15 protein-coding genes and 2 rRNA genes are annotated in these 20,654 nt (G+C 55.9%); 5 read left to right on the top strand and 12 right to left on the bottom strand.

Annotated elements, in window-relative coordinates:
* Positions 1 to 20: 20 nt before the first annotated feature.
* On the bottom strand, positions 21 to 377 hold the full coding sequence (locus tag GC165_10500) for a four helix bundle protein (protein MBI1333295.1): 357 nt from the start codon (positions 375 to 377) through the stop codon (positions 21 to 23).
* 148 nt (positions 378 to 525) lie between these two features.
* Between GC165_10500 and fsa the strand changes: the two genes are divergently transcribed.
* The 3 genes from fsa (at position 526) to GC165_10485 (ending at position 3,076) form a co-directional block, all read left to right on the top strand.
* Positions 526 to 1,182, top strand: coding sequence for a fructose-6-phosphate aldolase (gene fsa / locus GC165_10495; GenBank protein ID MBI1333294.1), 657 nt, complete (start codon positions 526 to 528; stop codon positions 1,180 to 1,182).
* A 69-nt stretch (positions 1,183 to 1,251) separates the two neighbouring features.
* Positions 1,252 to 2,439: a hypothetical protein gene (locus GC165_10490; protein ID MBI1333293.1), complete on the top strand. Its 1,188-nt coding sequence runs from the start codon at positions 1,252 to 1,254 to the stop codon at positions 2,437 to 2,439.
* Positions 2,440 to 2,461: 22 nt separating this feature from the next.
* Positions 2,462 to 3,076, top strand: coding sequence for a hypothetical protein (locus GC165_10485; GenBank protein MBI1333292.1), 615 nt, complete (start codon positions 2,462 to 2,464; stop codon positions 3,074 to 3,076).
* A gap of 10 nt (positions 3,077 to 3,086) precedes the next feature.
* Here the strand turns inward: GC165_10485 and GC165_10480 are convergent, their stop codons facing one another.
* The 7 genes from GC165_10480 to GC165_10450 form a co-directional block, all read right to left on the bottom strand.
* On the bottom strand, positions 3,087 to 3,866 hold the full coding sequence (locus tag GC165_10480; GenBank protein ID MBI1333291.1) for a phytanoyl-CoA dioxygenase family protein: 780 nt from the start codon (positions 3,864 to 3,866) through the stop codon (positions 3,087 to 3,089).
* An 89-nt stretch (positions 3,867 to 3,955) separates the two neighbouring features.
* Positions 3,956 to 4,444: a hypothetical protein gene (locus tag GC165_10475; protein ID MBI1333290.1), complete on the bottom strand. Its 489-nt coding sequence runs from the start codon at positions 4,442 to 4,444 to the stop codon at positions 3,956 to 3,958.
* 51 nt (positions 4,445 to 4,495) lie between these two features.
* Positions 4,496 to 5,149, bottom strand: a complete 654-nt coding sequence (locus tag GC165_10470; protein ID MBI1333289.1) for a G-D-S-L family lipolytic protein — start codon at positions 5,147 to 5,149, stop codon at positions 4,496 to 4,498.
* Positions 5,150 to 5,172: 23 nt separating this feature from the next.
* Positions 5,173 to 6,696: a hypothetical protein gene (locus GC165_10465; GenBank protein ID MBI1333288.1), complete on the bottom strand. Its 1,524-nt coding sequence runs from the start codon at positions 6,694 to 6,696 to the stop codon at positions 5,173 to 5,175.
* A gap of 195 nt (positions 6,697 to 6,891) precedes the next feature.
* Positions 6,892 to 7,008 (bottom strand): 5S ribosomal RNA (rrf, locus tag GC165_10460).
* 77 nt (positions 7,009 to 7,085) lie between these two features.
* A 23S ribosomal RNA gene (locus GC165_10455) occupies positions 7,086 to 10,032 on the bottom strand.
* 282 nt (positions 10,033 to 10,314) lie between these two features.
* On the bottom strand, positions 10,315 to 10,866 hold the full coding sequence (locus tag GC165_10450; protein ID MBI1333287.1) for a hypothetical protein: 552 nt from the start codon (positions 10,864 to 10,866) through the stop codon (positions 10,315 to 10,317).
* A 68-nt stretch (positions 10,867 to 10,934) separates the two neighbouring features.
* Here GC165_10450 and GC165_10445 point away from each other — a divergent pair, with 68 nt between their 5' ends.
* Positions 10,935 to 12,416 (top strand): ATP-binding cassette domain-containing protein, encoded by a 1,482-nt coding sequence (locus GC165_10445; protein MBI1333286.1) that lies wholly within the window; start codon positions 10,935 to 10,937, stop codon positions 12,414 to 12,416.
* Positions 12,417 to 12,618: 202 nt separating this feature from the next.
* Here GC165_10445 and GC165_10440 read toward each other — a convergent pair whose 3' ends face one another.
* Genes GC165_10440 through rbsC form a run of 4 tightly spaced genes read right to left on the bottom strand, consistent with a single transcriptional unit; the run spans position 12,619 to position 19,100 of the window.
* Positions 12,619 to 14,256, bottom strand: a complete 1,638-nt coding sequence (locus GC165_10440; GenBank protein MBI1333285.1) for a fucose isomerase — start codon at positions 14,254 to 14,256, stop codon at positions 12,619 to 12,621.
* A 6-nt stretch (positions 14,257 to 14,262) separates the two neighbouring features.
* Positions 14,263 to 16,992, bottom strand: a complete 2,730-nt coding sequence (locus GC165_10435) for a hypothetical protein (GenBank protein MBI1333284.1) — start codon at positions 16,990 to 16,992, stop codon at positions 14,263 to 14,265.
* 6 nt (positions 16,993 to 16,998) lie between these two features.
* Complete coding sequence (locus tag GC165_10430) at positions 16,999 to 17,982, bottom strand: substrate-binding domain-containing protein (protein ID MBI1333283.1); 984 nt, start codon at positions 17,980 to 17,982, stop codon at positions 16,999 to 17,001.
* On the bottom strand, positions 17,979 to 19,100 hold the full coding sequence (gene rbsC / locus GC165_10425; GenBank protein MBI1333282.1) for a ribose ABC transporter permease: 1,122 nt from the start codon (positions 19,098 to 19,100) through the stop codon (positions 17,979 to 17,981). Before rbsC ends, GC165_10430 begins: the two co-directional genes overlap by 4 nt.
* Between rbsC and GC165_10420 the strand changes: the two genes are divergently transcribed.
* Positions 18,970 to 20,607, top strand: a complete 1,638-nt coding sequence (locus GC165_10420) for a DUF2961 domain-containing protein (GenBank protein ID MBI1333281.1) — start codon at positions 18,970 to 18,972, stop codon at positions 20,605 to 20,607. The genes rbsC and GC165_10420 overlap by 131 nt on opposite strands.
* Positions 20,608 to 20,654: the final 47 nt, after the last annotated feature.

The raw sequence follows: 20,654 nt of genomic DNA, 5'->3' as shown, positions 1-20,654 counted from the left end.
CAGTCGGCAGAAGAACAAAACTAGGACTCCTTGACTTTCTTCATTAAGGACGTCAGCATCTTGGCTACCTCTTCGCACTGCTTCAAAACAGAATCCTCCGTCCCAACATAATTCAACCTCTGGCAAATAAGAATGAGAGTCTGCACCTCCCGACAAGAACCGAGCGCAATCGTAAGAAACCGTGCGAAGTCGCCATTCGTGCGTCGGCCATGTCCTTCAGCAATATTACAGGGAATCGAGACGACTGCACGGCAAAGCTGAGAGACAATCCCATACTTCTCACTGGCCGGAAGAAGGTCTACCAAATCGTAGACCCTGGGAACCAAATCCATAGCTTTGTTCCAGACGATCAAATCCTGAAAGCTATTCTGCCCCATGCGCTCAATCGTACCAGCCCTCTTTCTCTTCACAACAAAAGCTAACCTGGAAACTGCAACCTCAACCTCCCTCTGCCAACTGCCGACTGCAAACTGCCAACTCTGCCAACTCTGCTAACTCGGCCACCGCTGAGATACACTAGAGAGCGTGAAACTCTTTGTCGACACCGGTGATATCGAAGAAGTCCGCCAAGCCGCGGAATGGGGCATTCTCGATGGCGTAACTACCAACCCCACCCTCATCGCCAAGACCGGAAAAGGCTTCAAAGAAACCGTTCTCAAGATTTGCGAACTCGTCCCCGGCGGTGCCATCTCAGCCGAGGTCGTCGCCACCAACTACGACGACATGCTGAAAGAAGCCCTCGAAATTTCGAGTTGGCACGAGCAGATCGTCGTCAAGGTTCCCCTCATCGAGCCGGGCGTCAAATTGGTCACCACCCTTGCCGACAAAGGCATCCGCACCAACGTCACCCTCGTCTTCTCCGTCAGCCAGGCCCTCATGGCCGCCAAGGCCGGCGCAACTTACATTTCCAACTTCGTGGGCCGCATCGACGACCTCGGCGCCGACGGAATGGACGCCGTTCGCGACACCGTTGACATGGTCAACAACTACGGCTTCGACTCCGAAGTCCTCGTCGCCTCGGTCCGACACCCGCTCCACGTCCTCGAAGCCATCCGCGCCGGTGCCCACGTCTCCACCATGCCATTCTCGACCATGAAGATGCTCTTCAAGCACCCGATGACCGACTCCGGCCTCACCCGCTTCCTCGACGACTGGAACAAAGCCGGTCTCAACATTTTCTAGGGCAGGTCCGGCCCTTCCCCTTTTCGCTCCCAGGAGCTAAAGGGGGAAGGGTTGGGATGGGGGTGATCAATGATACTAGGACTCCTCTTCTTGCTCTACCACCGGGACCTTCCGGCCCCGTCCAAAAGCGTCATCCTCGTCCCCAAAATCGTCCCCTTTTCCAAGCCATTCCTCAAGGTCCCACCAGGCTACAAGGTCAACCTCTTCGCAGATAACCTGAAGGCGATTCGCAAGATCGCCGTCGCCCCGAACGACGACGTTTTCGTCGTCCAAACCCGAATCGAGGTCAAAGACCCGCACCTCCCGCACCAAGTCCAAGTTCTCTGGGATTCGGATCACGACGGCAAAGCCGATGGTCGCCAGCTTTGGAGCGATAAGCTCTTCATGCCGTTCGGAATCCAGTTCGCCTATGGCTCGCTCTACGTCGCCAACACCGGCTCCATCGTGCGCTGGCCCTACCAATCCGGTCAGCGTCAACCAACTGCCGACGCGGAAACCATCCTCGACGGCATTCCCCAGGACGGCTATCGCAACCATTGGACCCGCAATATCCTCCTCGACGAGCCCGCCAACCAGCTCTACCTCACCATCGGGAGCGAGGAAAACGTCGCCGTCGAAGGTGAGCGCCGCGCCGTCATCGAACGCTACAACCTCGATTCAACCGGCAAAGTCGTCGGTGACAAAACCCTCGTCGCCAGGGGAATGCGCAATCCGGTCGGACTCGCGTTCGAGCCCAAGAACCATCAGCTTTACGCCAACGTTATCGAGCGCGATTACCTCGGCGACGACCTCCCGCCCGACTTCACCACCTCGATCTCGATGGGCGATGACTACGGCTGGCCGTACTACTACTTCGGCTACCATCGCGACCACCGGATCAAAACCGCCCCTCCCAAAGGTATGAAGGTTCGCCGCCCGGATTTTGAACTACCCGCTCACGTCAGCCCGATCGACATTCAATTCATCGAGTCCCCCATGTTCTCAGCGTGGAAGGGCGACGCCCTCGTCACCCTCCACGGCACCCAAAATCGAAGCCACCTCAACGGCTACGAAGTCATCCGCCTTATCTTCGACGAAAAAGGTCACCCGACCGGCCGCTGGGAACCCTTCATCACCGGCTGGCTCCCAGATGGCTCCAACAAGGACATCTACGGCCGACCGGCAGGAATGGCATTCTTGCACGATGGCAGTCTTCTCATCGCCGACGATTGGGGCGGGAGGATTTGGCGGGTCTCAAAAGACGGTTCGACTCCTTAGGAAAATACATTACACTGTTCCTATGCTGTTCTTCGCCTCACTAATCGCATTGAGCCCCCAAGGCCAGCTGACTCAAGCTCAGGCAAAGGCCGCGTTTAGTCAGGCAATTGCAAATTCAGACGGTGCGAAACTGTACTCCGTCCTCTCTCCAAATGAGATTAGGGGAGTCACAGCAAAGGCTTGTTCAGATTTCCTGCTTCTTGTAACCAAGCCTAGTTTGCCCAATCTGGGTGTCTATGACCAACAAGGAAACAAGATCGGAATTCTGGATCCCAAGTGCCCGCTCACCTATAAATTTCGAGAAACGGGTGGGGCTGATATGGAGGTGCTCAATAATCGCACCTACATTTTTGAACCGGTAGTGGCAAAGTTCAGCACGGGATATAAGGCGACGACCGGATTTGCAGACCTCGCCTTTTGGGCGTCACACAACATGGTTCGATCAGAAAAAGGCACCCTGAACCGAGCCATTGCCTCGCACAAGCTTGTTCTCAGTTGGGTTCCCAAGTTCAAAAAGATGGGCATTACCGGAAGTGTTGAACCTGAGTCCAAGAAGTTCATGACGTGGGATGAAACAATGAAATCCAGCCAGCAAGAAATTGACAAAATGAGGTCAGGCGGCGGGTTCCGAATTTAAGCTCGACCAGCTACGGTCCCGTAACAACGGCCGCCCTTTCCGCCCGCGCCGTTTGCTTGACGTCATTCCAAGGAAAGCTCCGTTCACCCGGATATGGTTTTTGCTCCAATCCGCCCATCATGATCAGCGCCCGCCGCGGGATATCCGACGTATTTGGGCCCGCATAGTGGGCCGTACGGTTTCGATGAATCGTCACTCCCCCGGGTGGCAAAGGACAGGCAACCGCGCCACTGCACACCGATGTATCCATCATCTCCAGTCCGTGGACCCGCACATCTCCCCCGATGCTCTGATGGGGCAGGACTTCCCACTCGTGACTACCAGGTACGAACCAGAGGCAACCATTTTCAATCGTTGCTTCCTGGAGCGGCATCCACACCGAAATCGATTTGTACTGAAAACCAGGATCCCAATAGGCTTCGTCTTGATGCCACGGAGTCGAAGCGCCGTGCCCGCTTGGCTTGAAGATCGCGTGGGCAATTCCAACTTGCGCGTCCTCGCCCAAGAGTTCTTTCACAATCTCGTCGACGACGGCCAGGTACTTTCCCTCCGTCAATTCTGGGGCGTATTTTGCCGGATTTAACATCTGCGGCAAGGACTCAGCCTTCCCCTTTTCATCGGTACCGGCAAGGTCGAATTGGTCACCCGAATCCCAACCGCCACGTTGCTGAAACATCCGATCATAAACATCGCGCATCCAAGCCAACTCCTCATCGCTCGACAGGGGCTGGGGAATGGTAAGGAAGCCATTCAGATGAAAGGAACGAATCTGCTCAACACTGAGGATCATAGGCGGAGATTACACGAAAAGTGGGTGAAGCCGTTCGAGCTTCACCCACCGCCGTAGTTGCCAATTGTTGGCTCGGGAAATATGAGAGTCTAAGTGGTCGGCGGACCAAGCTTATTCGCCGCACGGAGCGTGCAATAGACCAACCTTGCGACACTTGTGGCCATGCCAAACAACCCAAGCATCATCGCTGGCCCCACCATATTTCGAATATTTCCGAGGATCCCAAGCGCGGCAAGAATGAGAGCAACAATAAAGGCCCACTTCTTCCCTTTCCAAATGTTAGCCCAAATGAGGATCGTAATCGGAATGCAGACCACGAAGCCACATCCCATCGCAATCATCATGAAGGTCTGAATCTGCGCTGGGTCGGCTTGCGGCCCGCCTTGCGCCCGCGCATTCTCCAGGCTTGCCTGCGTCAAGGCGGGCATAAAGACGAACGTCATGATGAGCCCAAGCACAAAAAGCGCTACATCGGCAAAGACGTAAATCTTGTCTCCTTGAAATGGTGCGTACGGACCCATTCCTGGGTCGCGGGGGTACTGCGAGTATCCAGACGACGGTGGCTGCTCAGGATTCATGTTCGATCATTATAGTAGTTCGGACCCGAAACGCGCTAGGTTGCAATGAACCTAAGATTTCCCCAACAAAAGCGTCGGCTCGATCAGCTTCTGCCAAATCTTGTAGCCCTTGGCGTTCATGTGCAAGTTGTCTTCCAAAAAGATGTCCGTTTTCGGCCGACGGTCGGCATCCAGCATCGCCTCCCACACGTCCACGAACGTCAAGCCCGGATCGGACATCGCCTGCTCCCGAATCCACCCGTTCACCGAAATCATCTTCCACCGAAGCGCCCACCGGCTCGGGCTCGGCTTGAGCGAAACAAACACCACCGGAGTGCGTGGCATATGCTTTCGAATGCCCTGGTACAAGGTCTTGAACCGATCGTACACCACGTAAGCGTCCGGCTTGTCGCCCGCCGCGACGTCATTTTCGCCGCAGTAGATCACGACCTCGCTCGGCTTGTAAGGATAGATGATCTGGTCTTGATACCGAATCACGTCCAGCAAAGTCGATCCTCCGAAGCCGCGATTCAGAATCTTATGCTTCGGAAAATAGGTCTGCACGTCGGTCCACTTCGTGAACGACGAACTGCCCACAAACAGAATCTGCCCTTTCGCGGGAGGATTCTTTCGGTCCGCCGCCACGAACTTCTGAATGTCCTGATAGAACGGCGGCTCCTTGGACTGTTGAAGCCAAAGCGAGAGGGCAAGTGCGACCATGCCCATGAATTTACCGAAAAGTCCGCCCGCTAAGGCACAACTTTGTTGCCATTCTTCGGTTGGAAATTGCTCGCATTCCCCGAAAAGACCGCGTTCGGGAAGTACGCCCCCTTATGCACTTTGATCCGGTCGACCACCGACTCGTGAATATTGGCGTTCTCCGGCTTCCGCACGTGCCATAGCCGAAACCAATGCCACCGGTTCCCCATGCACCCGCAAAAGTCGGTAAAGATCCTCTGCGGAACGAACCCGGCCAGAAAAATGTATTGGGCAACCACCCCATAGTCGTTCATGGGCTTTTCCTTCACCGATGCTTCCGATGGGACCGGTGGCTTAAAATTACAATGGTTCTCGTAGAATTCGAGCTTCCCTTTCACGCCTTCTGTCACCCAGTTGTAGGCAATCAGAGATAGCTCGACAGAAGCCTTATCGCCGCCCCCAACTCCTCGGTGGTTGCCCGCAAACCACACTTCCTGGACTTTCGAATCCGGATCGATCGGATTCTCAGGGAACATATTCCGGTGTTCATCGATCGAAACCGCATGCCGCCCTTCCGCCACATTCGGTAAGGATCGCGTGTACCGAAAGGTCCGTTGTCGAATGATGCCAACCGAGCTCACCGTATCCCACGCGCCCAAGTAGGCAATCTGCACTTGGTGGATGTGCATACTGCACTTCATGAGCCACACCGCATCGTAGCCACCACCCTGAGACAGCTCGCAATAAGACTGCCAAACGAAAGGCGCAAGGTTCTCGTGTCCTTTGGGCAAAATGCCAAACGCCTTGAGCATTCCCGCCAAGACTCGACAGGCGTACGCCCCGCGACTAAACCCAAATAGGTAAATTTCGTCCTTATCGTCGCCGCGATAGTTCTCCATCAAGAACTCGTAGGCGCTCAACACGTTCCGCCGCAAAGACGTGCCAAAAGCCAAGTCCCAAGCCGTACCAAATTCCTGGCCGAAAGAAGAAAGCGCCGTCGTATCCTTCAGCGACCCGACACCGCCATCGTAGTACACCAATTGGTCGTCGTTAGATTTCAGGTTCGAATAGAATCGATAGACGTGCGTTGGGAGGGTCGCGGCAAAGTCGTTCGTCCCGTCGATGCAGAGAATAATTCGCCTCTTCGCGCCAACTTCGACTGTGCTCGCTAAAGCCGTCGAGCCTTTCGAAGCCACCGCTGCCTTGGATTCTCCATTCTGTTTTTCCGCCTTCACTCTGGCTCGCTCTTTCAATCCCTCCTCAGCCATCGACTCTTTCTTCTTGTCGATGACTGCAACGACAATGACAAAGGCCAACAGCCAAATCGAGATCGTTCCGACGACGTCGAGGGGAACCATTAAGAGAGAATGGTCTCCCAACTTTCCGTTACCCCACGGAATGTTGCCCAACCACCGCTTCAGGGGTACGAATAACACCCAAATCAGACTCAAAACAATGGAAATAACGAGGCTTAGGTATAGACACAGAGACAGCGATCCAACCACTGCTACCCCGTACAAATAAACCCTTCCAAAGATCGAACAAAGAAATTTATCTTTGAAGCTAGACTGCATAGCGGCAGTATAGCAACTTTCTCGTTTATCGAATAGAAGTAGAAAACGTACAAGGGCGAAGTAAAGGGGCAACAATTTTGGGGGGCAAAGGCGTCCCGCCTGTGCAAAGCGCAAAACCCAACTACCGCGCCGCAACCGAAAGGGCAAAGGCCTCAAAACAAAAAAGCCCCCTTTCGGGAGCTTTTTCAAATTTTTACCGGGCAACGCGCCTTTCTCGCGGCACCCTGCGGTGCAACTACCTCAGCCGATGCGGAGCTTAACTGCTGTGTTCGGAATGGGAACAGGTGTGTCCTCCGCTCTATGGCCACCCGGAAATCTCAGAGGGTCGAAGCCCTTTGAGAGCCGCACATCGTAGAGAAGCGCATTCAAGCGACTTTGTAAGGGCTGCAAGTATAAGCCCTCGGACAATTAGTATCAGTCACCTTAACACATTACTGTGCTCACAGCTCTGACCTATCAAACTCGTAGTCTTCAAGTGTCCTTACTAAATATGAGAAATCTAATCTTGAGGTGGGCTTGGCGCTTAGATGCTTTCAGCGCTTATCCCTTCCCGACGTGGCTACCCAGCGTATGCTCCTGGCGGAACAACTGGTACACCAGAGGTCGGTTCACCCCGGTCCTCTCGTACTAAGGGCGACTCCTCTCAAATTTCTTACGTGCGCAGTGGATAGGGACCGAACTGGCTCACGCCGTTCTGAACCCAGCTCGCGTGCCGCTTTAATCCGTGAACTCCGGAACCCTTGGGACCTTGTACAGCCCCAGGATGCGACGAGCCGACATCGAGGTGCCAAACCATGCCGTCGCTGTGAGCGCTCGGGCAAGATCAGCCTGTTATCCCCGGGGTAGCTTATATCCGTTGAACCCTGGCGTGCCCACGCACAACCAGAGGGTCACTTTGCTCGACTTTCGTCCCTGCTCGACTTGTCTGTCTCACAGTCAAACCCACTCTATACCAATACGCTCAACGGCTGATTTCCAACCAGCCTGAGTGGATCTTTAGGCGCCTCCGTTACCTTTTCGGAGGCGACCGCCCCAGTCAAACTACCCGCCTGACAATGTCTCCAACCCGGATAACGGGTCAGGTTAGTAAACCAGATGCAAAAGGGTGGTGTTCCATTGGCGCCGAAGCTCCCACCTACGCTCTACATCTACATCCAATCTACAATGTCAAGGTGTAGTAAAGCTCCACGGGGTCTTTCCGTCCTACTGCGCATAGCCCGCATCTTCACGGGCACTACAGTTTCATCGAGCTTCTCGTTGAGACAGTTCCATAGTCGTTACACCTTTCATGCGGGTCGGTATTTAGCCGACAAGGAATTTCGCTACCTTAGGACCGTTAGAGTTACGGCCGCCATTCACTCGGGCTTCGATTCAATGCTTCGGTTTCCCTAACATCTCCTGTTAACCTACGAGCATTGGGCAGGTGTCAGCCCCTATACTTCGGCTTTCGCCTTAGCAGAGACCTGTGTTTTTGGTAAACAGTCGCCATGGATGCTTCGCTGCGGCCCCTTGCGGGGCGCCCCTTATTGCGAACGTACGGGGCTCGTTTGCCTAGTTCCTTAACGAGAGTTCTCTCGAACGCCTGAGTCTCCTCGACTCATCTACCTGTGTCGGTTTGCAGTACGGTCAGCTATACAATTAATGCTACGGGACTTTTCTAGGCCCCTCGCAATCTGAGTTCGGTTACCCCGAAGGGCTTCCTTCCCCGGCCCCGCTCTTCTGAAAAGATCCCTTAACAGGATCTAGAGTTTCGGCCTAGCCCGCAACTACCAACAGTGCGGGATCAGATCTTGAGAAACGTCCTCCCTTGGCTCATATAACTGGGTCCAGAATGTCTACTGGATGTCCATCGGCTACGCCTTCTGGCCTCACCTTAGGGACCGCCTAACCTCCGTCTGACGAACATAGCCGGAGAAACCTTAGATTTTCGGCGGAAAGGATTCTCACCTTTCTTATCACTACTCATGCCTGCATTCTCACTTGCGTGCGCTCCACCATTGCTTCCGCTATAGCTTCACAGCACACTCAACGCTCCCCTACCGATCATCTTACGATGATCCCGAAGCTTCGGGAGATGACTTTAGCCCCCTTACATTATCCGCGCAAGATCACATTCGGCCAGTAAGCTGTTACGCACTTTTTAAAGGGTGGCTGCTTCCAAGCCAACCTCCTGGCTGTTTACGCGATCTCACATCGTTTCACACTTAGTCATCGTTTAGGGCCCTTAGCTGTCGATCTGGGTTGTTTCCCTTTTGACGACGGATCTTATCACTCGCCGTCTCACTGCCTGGCTCAATTTAATGGTATTCGGAGTTTGGTTGGGTTCGGTAATCGGGTAAGACCCCTAGCCCATTCAGTGCTCTACCCCCATTAAACAATTCCAGACGCTGCACCTCAATGCATTTCGGGGAGAACCAGCTATCTCTGCGTTCGATTGGCATTTCACCGGACTAACCACAGTTCATCCCGAGACTTTTCAACGTCAATGAGTTCGGTCCTCCATGATGTGTTACCATCACTTCAACCTGACCATGGCTAGATCACGCAGTTTCGGGTCTACTAATGCTGACTTGACGCCCTATTCGGACTCGGTTTCCCTCCGCCTCCATGTCTAAAACACTTAGGCTTGCCAACACTAGTAACTCGCAGGCTCATTCTGCAAAAGGTACGCCATCGCACTTGAACGGATTGCTCCGAACATGGTGCTCTGACTGTTTGTGGACTCGACGATTTCAGGTTCTATTTCACTCCCCTACCCGGGGTTCTTTTCACCTTTCCCTCACGGTACTGGATGCACTATCGGTGACAAATTGTATTTAGCCTTACCGAGTGGTCTCGGCAGATTCACACGGGGTTCCACGTGCTCCGTGCTACTCAGGTGCCACCTACAAATTGTTTTCGAATTTTTATATACGGGGCTGTCACCCTCTATGGCCAGTCTTTCCAAACTTGTTCTATTAATCCTTAACACTGTTTTTCCAACTTCCGCTAATCAAATCTTCCGTAGAAGACTTAGTTAGAAGAAGTTGGTGGTGGTCCTACAACCCCAGCAGGCAAGCCTGCTGGTTTGGGCTAATCCGCTTTCGCTCGCCGCTACTTACGGAATCTCTTCGATTTCTTTTCCACTGGTTACTTAGATGTTTCAGTTCACCAGGTTCCCTCTACATATCCTATGTGTTCAGATATGAGTGACTAAACATGACTCTAGCCGGATTTCTCCATTCGGAAATCCCAGGATCAAAGCTTCTGTGCAGCTCCCCTGGGCGTTTCGCCGCTTACGCGTCCTTCTTCGGCAATTTGTCCCTAGGCATTCATCGTCGGCCCTCTTAAGCTTATTAAATGCAGCTCTTACAGAGTTGCTCGATGCGCTTCTCTACTCTATGCGGCTTTCAAAGAACTTCTTCGGTTAGGTAAGATTTCTCTTTCCCTTTCCTCTTCGTTGTCGCTGTTTTTTCTTGCGAATCATTCAGCGGCGAAGAGAAGTTATACCAGCCCCCAAAGCCAATGTCAACGTTTGGTGAAGAAATTTCCAAAAATTGCTTCTTCGAGTCCGGCTGATACGTCTTGAAATCTTTGGCTGTCAACCGTTTTGACTTTAGCCAATCATCCTTTCTACGCTCAAAAGACCGCCTTTGTGCCGGGAGCACCACCCTCCACACAGCCGTTCTTGCGGGCACCGGGTGGCCAATCCTTCAACCGTCGAAACCCAGCGAAGAGTAAAAAGCAGGGTGGTGCCGCGAAGAGTAGGACCGCCTCGATCTGCGGAACCACAGCCAGCGATGGCCCCGAGGTTGGTAAGCACGTCCCATTCCAAAAGAAGACGTCCCGGTAGCCGAATCTCCAAAAGAGTCCGCCGACGAAGCACGCCACAAGGATTCGATAAACAGCGCTCGTAATCACTCGGACCCAAAAGGGCCCGCTCATATAGTCCGCCCCGTAAAACAGGGCCGCAGATTGAGCGACGGCAAACATAGACCACATGTCTCGGTCCCAAACTCCATGCATCAATTTCTCGCAAACGAAGTAGGGACTGACAATCATCGCGCTGTGCACAATGCCAAGCCAAAACAGGACCCGATTGGAAACCGACACCTCCCCAACCACCAACATATCTCGCATGACGAAAAGACCGTAAGGCAAGTTCACCGCCTCGTTCGGTAATCGAATCATCCCCACCCGAAAATCGTGCCATTTTGTGCCATTCAACCGAACCACAATGGGAATAAACTAGGAGGCAAATGCCCACCGCTGTGCGTTTCGAAGGAATCTCGAAAGCCTATCCTGGCACCCAGGCGCTCGACCACGTCAGCCTTGATGTCCGCCAAGGTTCCGTTCACGCCCTCATGGGCGAAAACGGCGCGGGCAAAAGCACGCTCGGAAAGATTCTTGCGGGATTAGTGACGCCCGACGAAGGGCATATCTACGTCGGCGGATCCAAGACCGAAATCCGCAATCCGTCCGATGCCGCCCGGGCCGGGATCGGCATGGTCCACCAGGAATTGCTCTTCTGCGACAACCTCACCGTCGCTGAGAACCTTTGCCTCTCCGATCTTCCCCACCGAAGCGCCTTCGTCCAACGACGCGAGATCACGCGCCGCGCCAATGAGGCCCTTGCGCGCGTCAACGCCAAAGTCGATCCCTCCGTCCGGCTCGGAAGCCTGCCCGTGGCTCAACAGCAGATGGTCCAAATCGCGGGTGCGCTCCACACTGGTGCCAAGATTCTTGTCTTCGACGAGCCGACCTCTTCCCTTTCCTTCGCCGAATCCGAACAGCTTTTCGAACTCATCGACCAACTCAAAGCCGACGGCGTGACCTGCATCTACGTCTCGCACCGAATGAGCGAAATCTTCCGCCTTTGCGACGAGATTTCGATCCTGCGCGACGGCCAACACATCGTTACCAAACCCGCCGCCGAATTCACCCCCGACACCCTCGCCGCGGCTATGATCGGACGGGAATTGGTCGCCCAAAACGCCGAGCCGATCCCTGTCGGAGACGTCGTTCTCAAGGTCAACAACCTCCAAAGTCCGGGCAAATTCGAAGACGTCTCGTTCGAGCTTCGACGAGGCGAAATCCTCGGCATGGCCGGTCTGGTTGGCGCGGGTCGAACGGAAGTCGTCGAGTCGATCTTCGGTCTCGATCGCGACGCCAGCGGAACCGTGACGCTTGGTGACCAACCACACCGCCTCGGCAATCCTCAAGCCGGCATCCGCCGCAAACTGGGCCTCGTCCCCGAGGACCGCAAGCGCCATGGACTCGTGCTCGGCATGAAGATTCGCGAAAATATGACCCTGCCCATCCTGCCGCGTCTCGCCAAACTTGGCTTCATTGGCCGCCTGCTGGAGAACAAAACGACGGTCACGTATTTCGACCGCCTGCGCATCAAGGCCCCCTCGCCCGAATACCAAACGCTTGGCCTCAGCGGCGGAAATCAGCAAAAAGTGGTCATCGCCAAATGGGCTGCCGCCGAGTGCGACGTCCTCATGATCGACGAGCCCACGCGCGGTGTCGACATCGGCGCGAAAGCCGAAATCTACGAGATCGTGCGCGAAATTGCCCGCCAAGGCAAAGCCATCATCATGGTCTCCTCCGAGCTCCAAGAACTCCTGCAAGTCTCCAGCCGCATCCTCGTCTTTCGTGAGGGCCGCATCGTGGCCGAGATGCCAACCAAGGAGGCATCCGAAGAGAAAATCGTTCGGCTGATGGTCGGGCTGACATAAGTCCCACCTTCGCCTCATCCGGTTCTTTCCTCACCGACTTCTCCATCCGGAGAAGTACCTATGGCTGGCCAAGATTACAACTCGCTTAAAGAACCAGAGATATGGTGATTATCGAAAGGCTTTCTTAGAACCTAAGATACTCCTCCGGATGGAGAAGTCGGTAAGCGGGCATAGCCCGTGCACCGGATGAGGCGACGATCACCTACGAGCAATCGCCACAAAGGTGCACAACAATCCCCATCTGTTGGAGCATCGTCGCCTTCGCCCACAATCCCTTCTTCGCCATCTCCGCGCTATCCGCGTACACCACGTTGATATGGTTCGCCTTGTGCCGCGCCATCATCTGGTCCCGAGATACGCCATGCAGAACCGCGTGCATGATCGGCCAGGCAGGAGTCGTGATCTGCCACCTCCGCTCCGTCTCCTCGGGCGGTAACGACACCGCCGAGGCGAGTCCGAGATCGCAGTGCAACGCCCCGTCCATCACGTAGATTCGGCTCCAGACCACGTCTCCGGGCCGCGAGACGCCCTTTAGCGACCCGCCACCCAGTCGGAAGTACATTGACGGCTGACGCTCGCTACTCGCACCGGCATAGCCGCCGACGAAGTGCGAGGCCGGAGCCGCGCCCGAGATCAGGAAGACCCACACGAACTGCCCATCAAAGTCCTCTCCATAACGGAGGTCGTGAAGCGTCGTGCTTGGGTCCATTCCCATTGCCGTCCACACCCGATTCGTGACGAACGCATCCAATCCGGCGCACTCGTCGACTTCGTTGAAGTGCGGCAAAGCCAGGCCCTTGTATAGCTCCTCGCCTGTTTCTCGGTGGAACACCGGCGGACGATCGGGATTATTCAGCATTCCCTCCGCCAAATCCGAAGCCGGGGCCATGTCGGCCAGGCCAAGTTGATACTGGATTCCGATAGCGTCGCACCGATACCGCTCCGCCATCCGCACAGCCGCAACGTACATCTTGCACTGACCGACGATGTGCGCCTCGATCAGGTCGGTCACCGGGTCGGTACCGGTCACAAACTTCATCCCGCGATCGAGAAGCCACTGGTACACGGCCAGGGCCTCAGCCTCCGAGACCAACTGCATCTCGGCCAGAAGCGCCGATTGGCTCAGCCGCTCCTTGTACACGCCGCATCGGTTCAGCATTTCGTCGTCAATGATCGCGTTGTACATGCCCATGCAACCTTCATCGAAGACGCCAAAGATGGCCATGTTCTGGCGCACATCAGCCGCTAAAGCTTGACCAAGCTGGTGCTCATCCGAACCGCAATGGTGCCCCTCGAACGAATGGATATGGCTCTGGTCGTGGGTGATCTTGCCCGTTGCCAACCACTCGTGGATGCCATGCCGGAAGAACGCGTCGTCGAAGTTTTGACTCCAAATCGAACTGTATTTGACGCCCATCTTGGTCAGCGAGCCGTTCAAGTTCAGAAGTCCAACCAACCCCGGATTGGTTCCGCTCCAGTTCGCGATCGTGAGGATCGGCCCCTGATGGTTGCGAAGTCCGGCGAGCACGTGGTGGCTATACTGCCACACCGACTCCACCACAATCAGCTTGGCGTGGGGGTCGATTCCAGCAAATACGTCCATGCCCATGCGCTGACTGTCGATGAAGCCATGACCCTTTTCAGGATCGATTGGGTTGGCCCGGCGCACGGTGTAGCCCTCGGCGGCAAACGCCGCCATCACCTTCTGCTCGACGACATGCTGTTCCGGCCAGCCGACCAGGTTCGCCGCGAGACGCCAGTCGCCGCTGGCGACCAAGATGACTTCGTTATGGCCCGCCTTCTGCGGACTCTTGACCGTTGGTAATTGGTAGGAGCTCATGGTTGGTTATTGGCATCGGATGTTGCCCACGTTGATGTGGCCCCATCCTCCCGTCTCGTTGTCGACAATTCGAATTTGCAGGGTTCGCCCTTTGTAGCCGGAGATGTCCCAGGTTCGCTCGTCCATCGTCTCGCTATTGTTGCCGTGCTCGACCTTCAACTGCTCTTTGGTCTTTACGTCGATCAGCTCGACGTATACGCCTTTGCCAGATCCGCCTCCGACCAAGAGCTCCATCGTCGACTTGGTCACCTGGAACCGAGGCGATTCGATGACGCCACGGTACTCATCGCGGAAGCCGCCGTGCCCGTTCTCGCACGTTCCGACGAAGTCCTTTCCGCCCGCATTGAAGTCCAAGCGATCCGAGTTGGTCGGAACCTCGGCAAAGTCGCCCACGATGTGCCAGCCGAGCATCGTCCAATCGGAGAAATCCCAATGCGGATCGGTGAGCGGCTTCTGCTTCTTGAGCATGTCGATGCCTTTCGAACCGCCATCGACCAGCACACTCCATCGCTTAGCCTTGTATGTTTCGCCGTACTTATTCAGCAACAGGGCCATGCTCGTCAGACCAGAGCCCTCGCCCCAGTCGAAGCCACTACGACCGGCCTGAGTATCGTCCCCACCGTGCCCGCAATTCTCCGGCTCGATGCCAAGCGGATAGTTCGGATTCGGATAGATGCCGTACTCGTCGTGGAGCGGATGATTGATGAGGGTCAAAGTCGCCCGCGTTGCGGCGACGCCGCGCTCAAAATAGTCCTGGCGACCAAGCTGAGCGCCAAAGTCGCACAGGGTCTCGCCAAACTGGGCTTGTCGGGCGTCGTCGTATTCGCCGTCGGAGTTCTGAACTCCAAATCCGCCGTAGGTATACGCCGTCACCCGGTAGCTGATGGGCCACACATTCTGATACAGGCACATCATGTCCAATGCGCTGAGGGCGTAGGGCATGTACTTCTTGTCGCCGGTCAATTCGGAAACACCGCGTAGCGCCTCGGCCGTCCACTGCATCGACAGCGTGTTTTGCGGCGGGCAAAGCGTGTGCGGATCGTGCATGTCTGGGTTGTCCAGTGTTGCTCCCGTCTGCATGCAGACCTTCGGCGAGCAGGAGAAGAAAGTCTCAAAGTCGTAGTAGCGTTGTTGATCGACGACGTTTTTGACGAGGAAGTCGGCGGCTTTGGTGGCCGCGGCCCGGTAGTTGGGTCTGAAGTTCGGGAGTTTCGCCATCTCGGCCAGGAACCAGGCCGGTAAGGCCGTCTGGGCGCTGTGATCGAGGACGGGTACGACTTTCAGGTCTTTGGTCAGCCAAGTTGGGAACGAGCCATCCGCGTTCTGATACCGCATGATGCACTGGGCCATTTCGGAGCAAGCGCGGTCGATATCGCGGCGCCGTGGGCAGTCCTTGAACTCAAGAAACTTGAGGAGCCACAGCCCTTTCCAAGCCATGTTGGTCAGGTCGTAGTAGCAGTCCTTCGTAGGAGTGATCAAGCATCCCTTCCACTGCTTTTCCTTGCTCATGTAGGTGGTCGGACAAGCGCCCTGATTCATCGGTGCGGCGAGCGCCAAGTTCAGCATTTTGTCCGCCTTATCGACCCAATCCGGCTTGTCCAGCTTTTGGCCCCACCAGCGGATGCCCCATGCAGATCGAAGGTTGTTGAACCAGTCCTGCCAGCTCACCCATCCGTTCTGCCAGCCCCAACCGGACATGATGCCGCCGCACGGCTTCCCGTCGATCGTGACATCGAACCAACCGTTCTTTTGGTTGCCGTAGTGCTCATCGAACACCGCCGGATAGCAGACCTTCGCGTAGTCGGCAAACGGCATCGCCTGGGGCAGAATCTTGTCGAAGTATTCGTGCCCGACCTTCCACGAGTAGTCGGCCGCCAATTCGTGGGCCGAATAGGGTCGGGTTTGGGCATCGACAATGACCGTCATGCCCAGGTGCAGGGTCTGCGGCACATGTCGCACCATCGAGCGGTCGTGGCTGTACCAAACATGACCCGCAAGTTGATAGTCGCAGAATCCGTAGGACATCAGCGGCGCATCGACGACGCCATTACGACAGTCGAGGTCGAGTACGGTCGGCATTACCCGATCCTTCTTCAGGCTCTCGACATCGGGAATCAGGACGGCGGCCAGACTTCCCTTCTGCGCACTGATAGCCGGGGATCGGAAGAAGTGATCTCCGACGACAAAGTCGCTCTCCTTTCTCAAACCTGGACTGAACGTCGAGTCCGGCATTCCACCTTGCTTGATGGTCTTTCCATCGGGCGCAAAGGCGTAGGAGTTGAATAGATATTCGATTTGGGGTCGCGCTTCATCAAAGCGTACTTCCAATTTGACCCTAATCTCGTGACCTGTGTATGGCACCGACAGGGCCTTCGTAATATGAACGCCATTGCGGACAACGTGCAGATAGACGGGACGGCGCGTGCCCGTAGACTGCAAGTTATCCACGCTCGCATCCGTGAATCCAAATGTTGGCGCCGAAGCAAAAAGTGAACTCGACGACGGACTCGAAAGCGCCGTGACGCCGGTTTTCCCTTCCTCCAAGGGTAATCCTTGGGAGGTAGCCGACTTCAGCACCTCGCGAAACTTGCCTTTCTCATCCTTTGCAAGAAAGGTTTCAAGCCATTCCCCGTTCACGAAGTCGAGCCGCAAAGCTACGTCCTTTCCTTGAACGATGATCGGCTTCTTCTGGGTCGTCAGAAGAATTGCCTGGAGAGCGAGGGCTGAAGTCAACATATCGACCTACGGAGCGAGGTTGGGGTTGTCCGCCAAGTACTTGTCAGCCGAATCCTTATCCACTCGAACCGTCGGCAGAATGATCTTCTTGTCCTTCGGCATGTTGCCTTTCAGGATTTCCGCCGCGATCTCGATTCCCTTCGCACCTGGCGTCGGATACTGGAAGGTCGCGTCGAGCTTGCCGCTCTTGATCATGTTCACCACTTCCTTTTGGCATCCGTCGATTCCCACAAAGAGCGGGGCTTTGTCGTTCGGATGCGCCGCATCCCAAGCCAAGCGAGCGCCGATCGCCATCTCGTCGTTGTGGGCGTAAACGCAGTCGATGTGTTTGCCGGTCTGAAGGAAGGTCTCCATGTACGAGCGAGCCTTTTGTCGCTGATAGCCGCAGTCGTCGCCATCGATGATCGAGATGCCCGGGTACTTCTTGATGACTTCCATGAAGCCGTCGCGTCGGTCGTGGGTCGGCGTCGCGTCGGCGATGCCCTGAATCATTAGCACCACGCCTTTACCGGCGAGCTTGTCGGCCACGAATTGACCGGCTTGTCGTCCGATTTCCTTGTTGTCGCCGCCGATGTAGCAGGTGTACTTGTCGCCTTCGATGGCGCGATCCAGCAGAATGACCGACGTTCCCGCGTCAAAAGCCTTCTCTACCGACTTGGTCACAGCCGTGTCGTTGGGCGAGACGAGCAGGATCTTTGGCTTGCGGACCATGAAGGTGTCGATGATGTCGTTTTGCTTCTTGGAGTCGCCCGATGCGTCTTGCTCCTCAAAGCTAAATTCGCTGGAATGCTTGTCGGCTTCGGCTTTGGTTGTGGCATCGAAAACCTTTCGCCACGGGTCCTGAGAGTTAGCCTGCGAAAACGCAACCAGGGGCTTTTCGCCCGATGAGACCGTACCGCCAGAAGGGGTACTCGACGTTGAGTTCGTGTCGCCGCTGGGTCCACACCCGGCGACGAAAAGGAGAGCGATCAGTGGCAGTAGATATTTCATGAGTCTTGTTTCCTACCTAAGCTTTGCAAGTAAACGGCGACGAGAATAACGAGTCCTTTCCAGCCCATCCCCACGTAGGTATTGACGCCTTTGAGGATGAGTAGGACGTTGAGGCAGACAATGAACAGCGCGCCGAGAAAGGTTCCGACGATGTTCCCGTATCCGCCCAAGAGCGAGGTGCCGCCCACCACGACGGCGGTGATGGCATCGAGTTCGTACCCCATGCCCGCGCCTGGATCACCGTTAGTGTTTCGCGCCGTAAAAATGAGCGCAGCGATGGCGATGCAGAGCCCGTTAATGGCATACGCCCCCATTCTAACCCTCGTGAGGGGAATGCCGGAATACCTGGCCGCCTGCTCGTTGCCACCAAGGGCGTAGATCCGGCGACCAAAGACGGTTGCCCACAGGATGATCGCAGCGATAGCGGTAATCACGAGCATGATCCACGCGTTGGTGGGAATGCCGAGCTTGGGAGTGAGCAGGAATTCGAGCTTGTCGCCCAAGCCGCTAACGGTTCCGTTGTTGGTGTACACATAGGCGATGCCGCGTAAACTCACCATCGCGGCTAGAGTCACCACGAACGGTTGCATCTTGGACACGCTGATGAGGCCGCCGATAATCGCGCCGATGGCGGTTCCCAGGAACAGCACGAAGGCAATGGTCGTAGGCGTCGAAGCTCCGCCGACTAGCCAGGTGGCGCAAACGCAGTTCAGAAGGCCCAGGAGCGAGCCAACGCTGAGGTCGATTCCGCCGGTGAGGATGACGAACGTCATGCCGACGGCGAGAATGCCGGGCACGGCCAGTTGGTTCAGGATGTTCGCGAGGTTGGCCGACGAGAAGAAGTGGGTGCGGTCCATGTAGGCGGCCGCAGCCAACAAAATGGCAAGGCCAACGAAGCCCTGATATTTTTGGAACGTGACTATCCAACTTCTTCGTTGGGCGGGAGTTCGCATACGTTGAACTTCGTGCATTCTACCCACCGATTCTATGCAAGAATGGGCCATGATCGGACGAATCTCAATGGCGGGATTCCTGATCGCGGTGGGTTGCTTGGGGTGGGCGCAAACCGGATCGGGACCGCTTGGAAATCTGATGCAACCCCAGGACGGGCGAAGCATGCGCGAGTCTTCGACCTTCCGCGCGGGCAAAGATGGCAAATATGACCCCAAGGCTCCGCCCACGGGCGACCTGCTGGAGCATAGCAACTACGACAACTTTCGAGTCGGCCCGGGCCAAACCCACGTCCTGATGGATCGCCAGGGTCCGGGAGTCATCACCCACATGTGGCTGACCTTCCTCGGTCCCGAAAAGCAGAATTGGGCGCCGCAAGGCTCGGCCAATCATCAGGAAATGCTTCTTCGCATCTACTTCGATGGAGCGAAAAAGCCCCAGGTTGAAGCCCCGGTGGGCGACTTCTTCGCCAACGCATTTGGTCGGCGATCGGAGGTCAACAGCTTGCCCGTGATCGTCGATGACGGCGATGCCTACAACTGCTTCTGGCCCATGCCGTTTTACAAGTCGGCACGAGTGGAGATCGTCAACCAGAGCACGAAGAACATTAACCTGCTTTACTACAACATCGACTGGATCAAACGGACGAGCCTGCCGAAAGACACGCCGCTCTTCCATGCGCAATACCGCCAGGAATATCCGGCTGAGCATGGCAAGGACTATACGATTTTGGAAACGACCGGCAAGGGTCACTACGTCGGCACCGTCCTCTCGGTGCGGACCAGGAGCCCAAGCTGGTTCGGTGAAGGCGACGAGAAGATCTACATCGACGGCGAAAAGTCAGCCTCGATTTGGGGCACCGGCACGGAGGACTACTTCCTCGCCGCGTGGGGCCTCAAGCGTAATTCGACGCCGTACTTCGGGACACCGTACTTCGACCAATGGGGCATCGTGGGCGGCCACACCAGCGCCTATCGGTGGCACATCAATGATCCGATCGTCTTTCAAAAGGGCATCAAGGTCACCATCGAGCATTTCGGCTGGATACCTCCCGACGAGAACCCCGACCATAAGTCGATGAGTTGGAACGAGCGTGAGGACGACTTCTCCAGCGTGGCGTTTTGGTATCAGACCGGCGAGTCGACCTTTACCGCCCGCGCCCCGGATGCCAAGGAGCGAACGTTGCCTAGCCTGGAACGGATCATCGCCTATGCGACCGACCCAGCAGCCAAACACGGATCGGGATCGGCCGGTCCGCAGGACCTCGACTTCTTCGATCATTCGCAACTGCTCTACCAGCCCAAGGCGGAGGACGGTGCATTCCTCGAAATCCCGTTCACGGTGAAGGAGAAAGAACCGCTTCGGTTGTTGCTCAATGCCTGCACGTCGTACGACTTCGGCATCTACCAGGCGTACCTGAACGGCGTGAAGATCGGCGGCCCCATCGACCTGTACGCCACCGAAACGACGGATCGAGAAGTTCATTTGATGGACTTCTGGCCCGATCCCGGCGAGTACACGCTACGGCTGGAATGCGTCGGCAAAAACCCCGCTTCGCGCGGCTACTACCTGGGTCTGGAATCCGTTCGGCTCCGCGAACGGCGTCCTCGAGTGAAAGCGATGGGCTACGAAAAGGACCAGGATTGGCGGAAAAATCCGCACCTTTGGGACTAAGCCGAAACGTAATTCCCGGGATCACCGGGGATTACGTTACAATAGTG

The sequence above is a fragment of the Armatimonadota bacterium genome (assembly GCA_016125185.1).
Lineage (GTDB): Bacteria > Armatimonadota > Fimbriimonadia > Fimbriimonadales > Fimbriimonadaceae > Fimbriimonas.
This window is presented reverse-complemented; position numbering and strand designations above follow the sequence as displayed.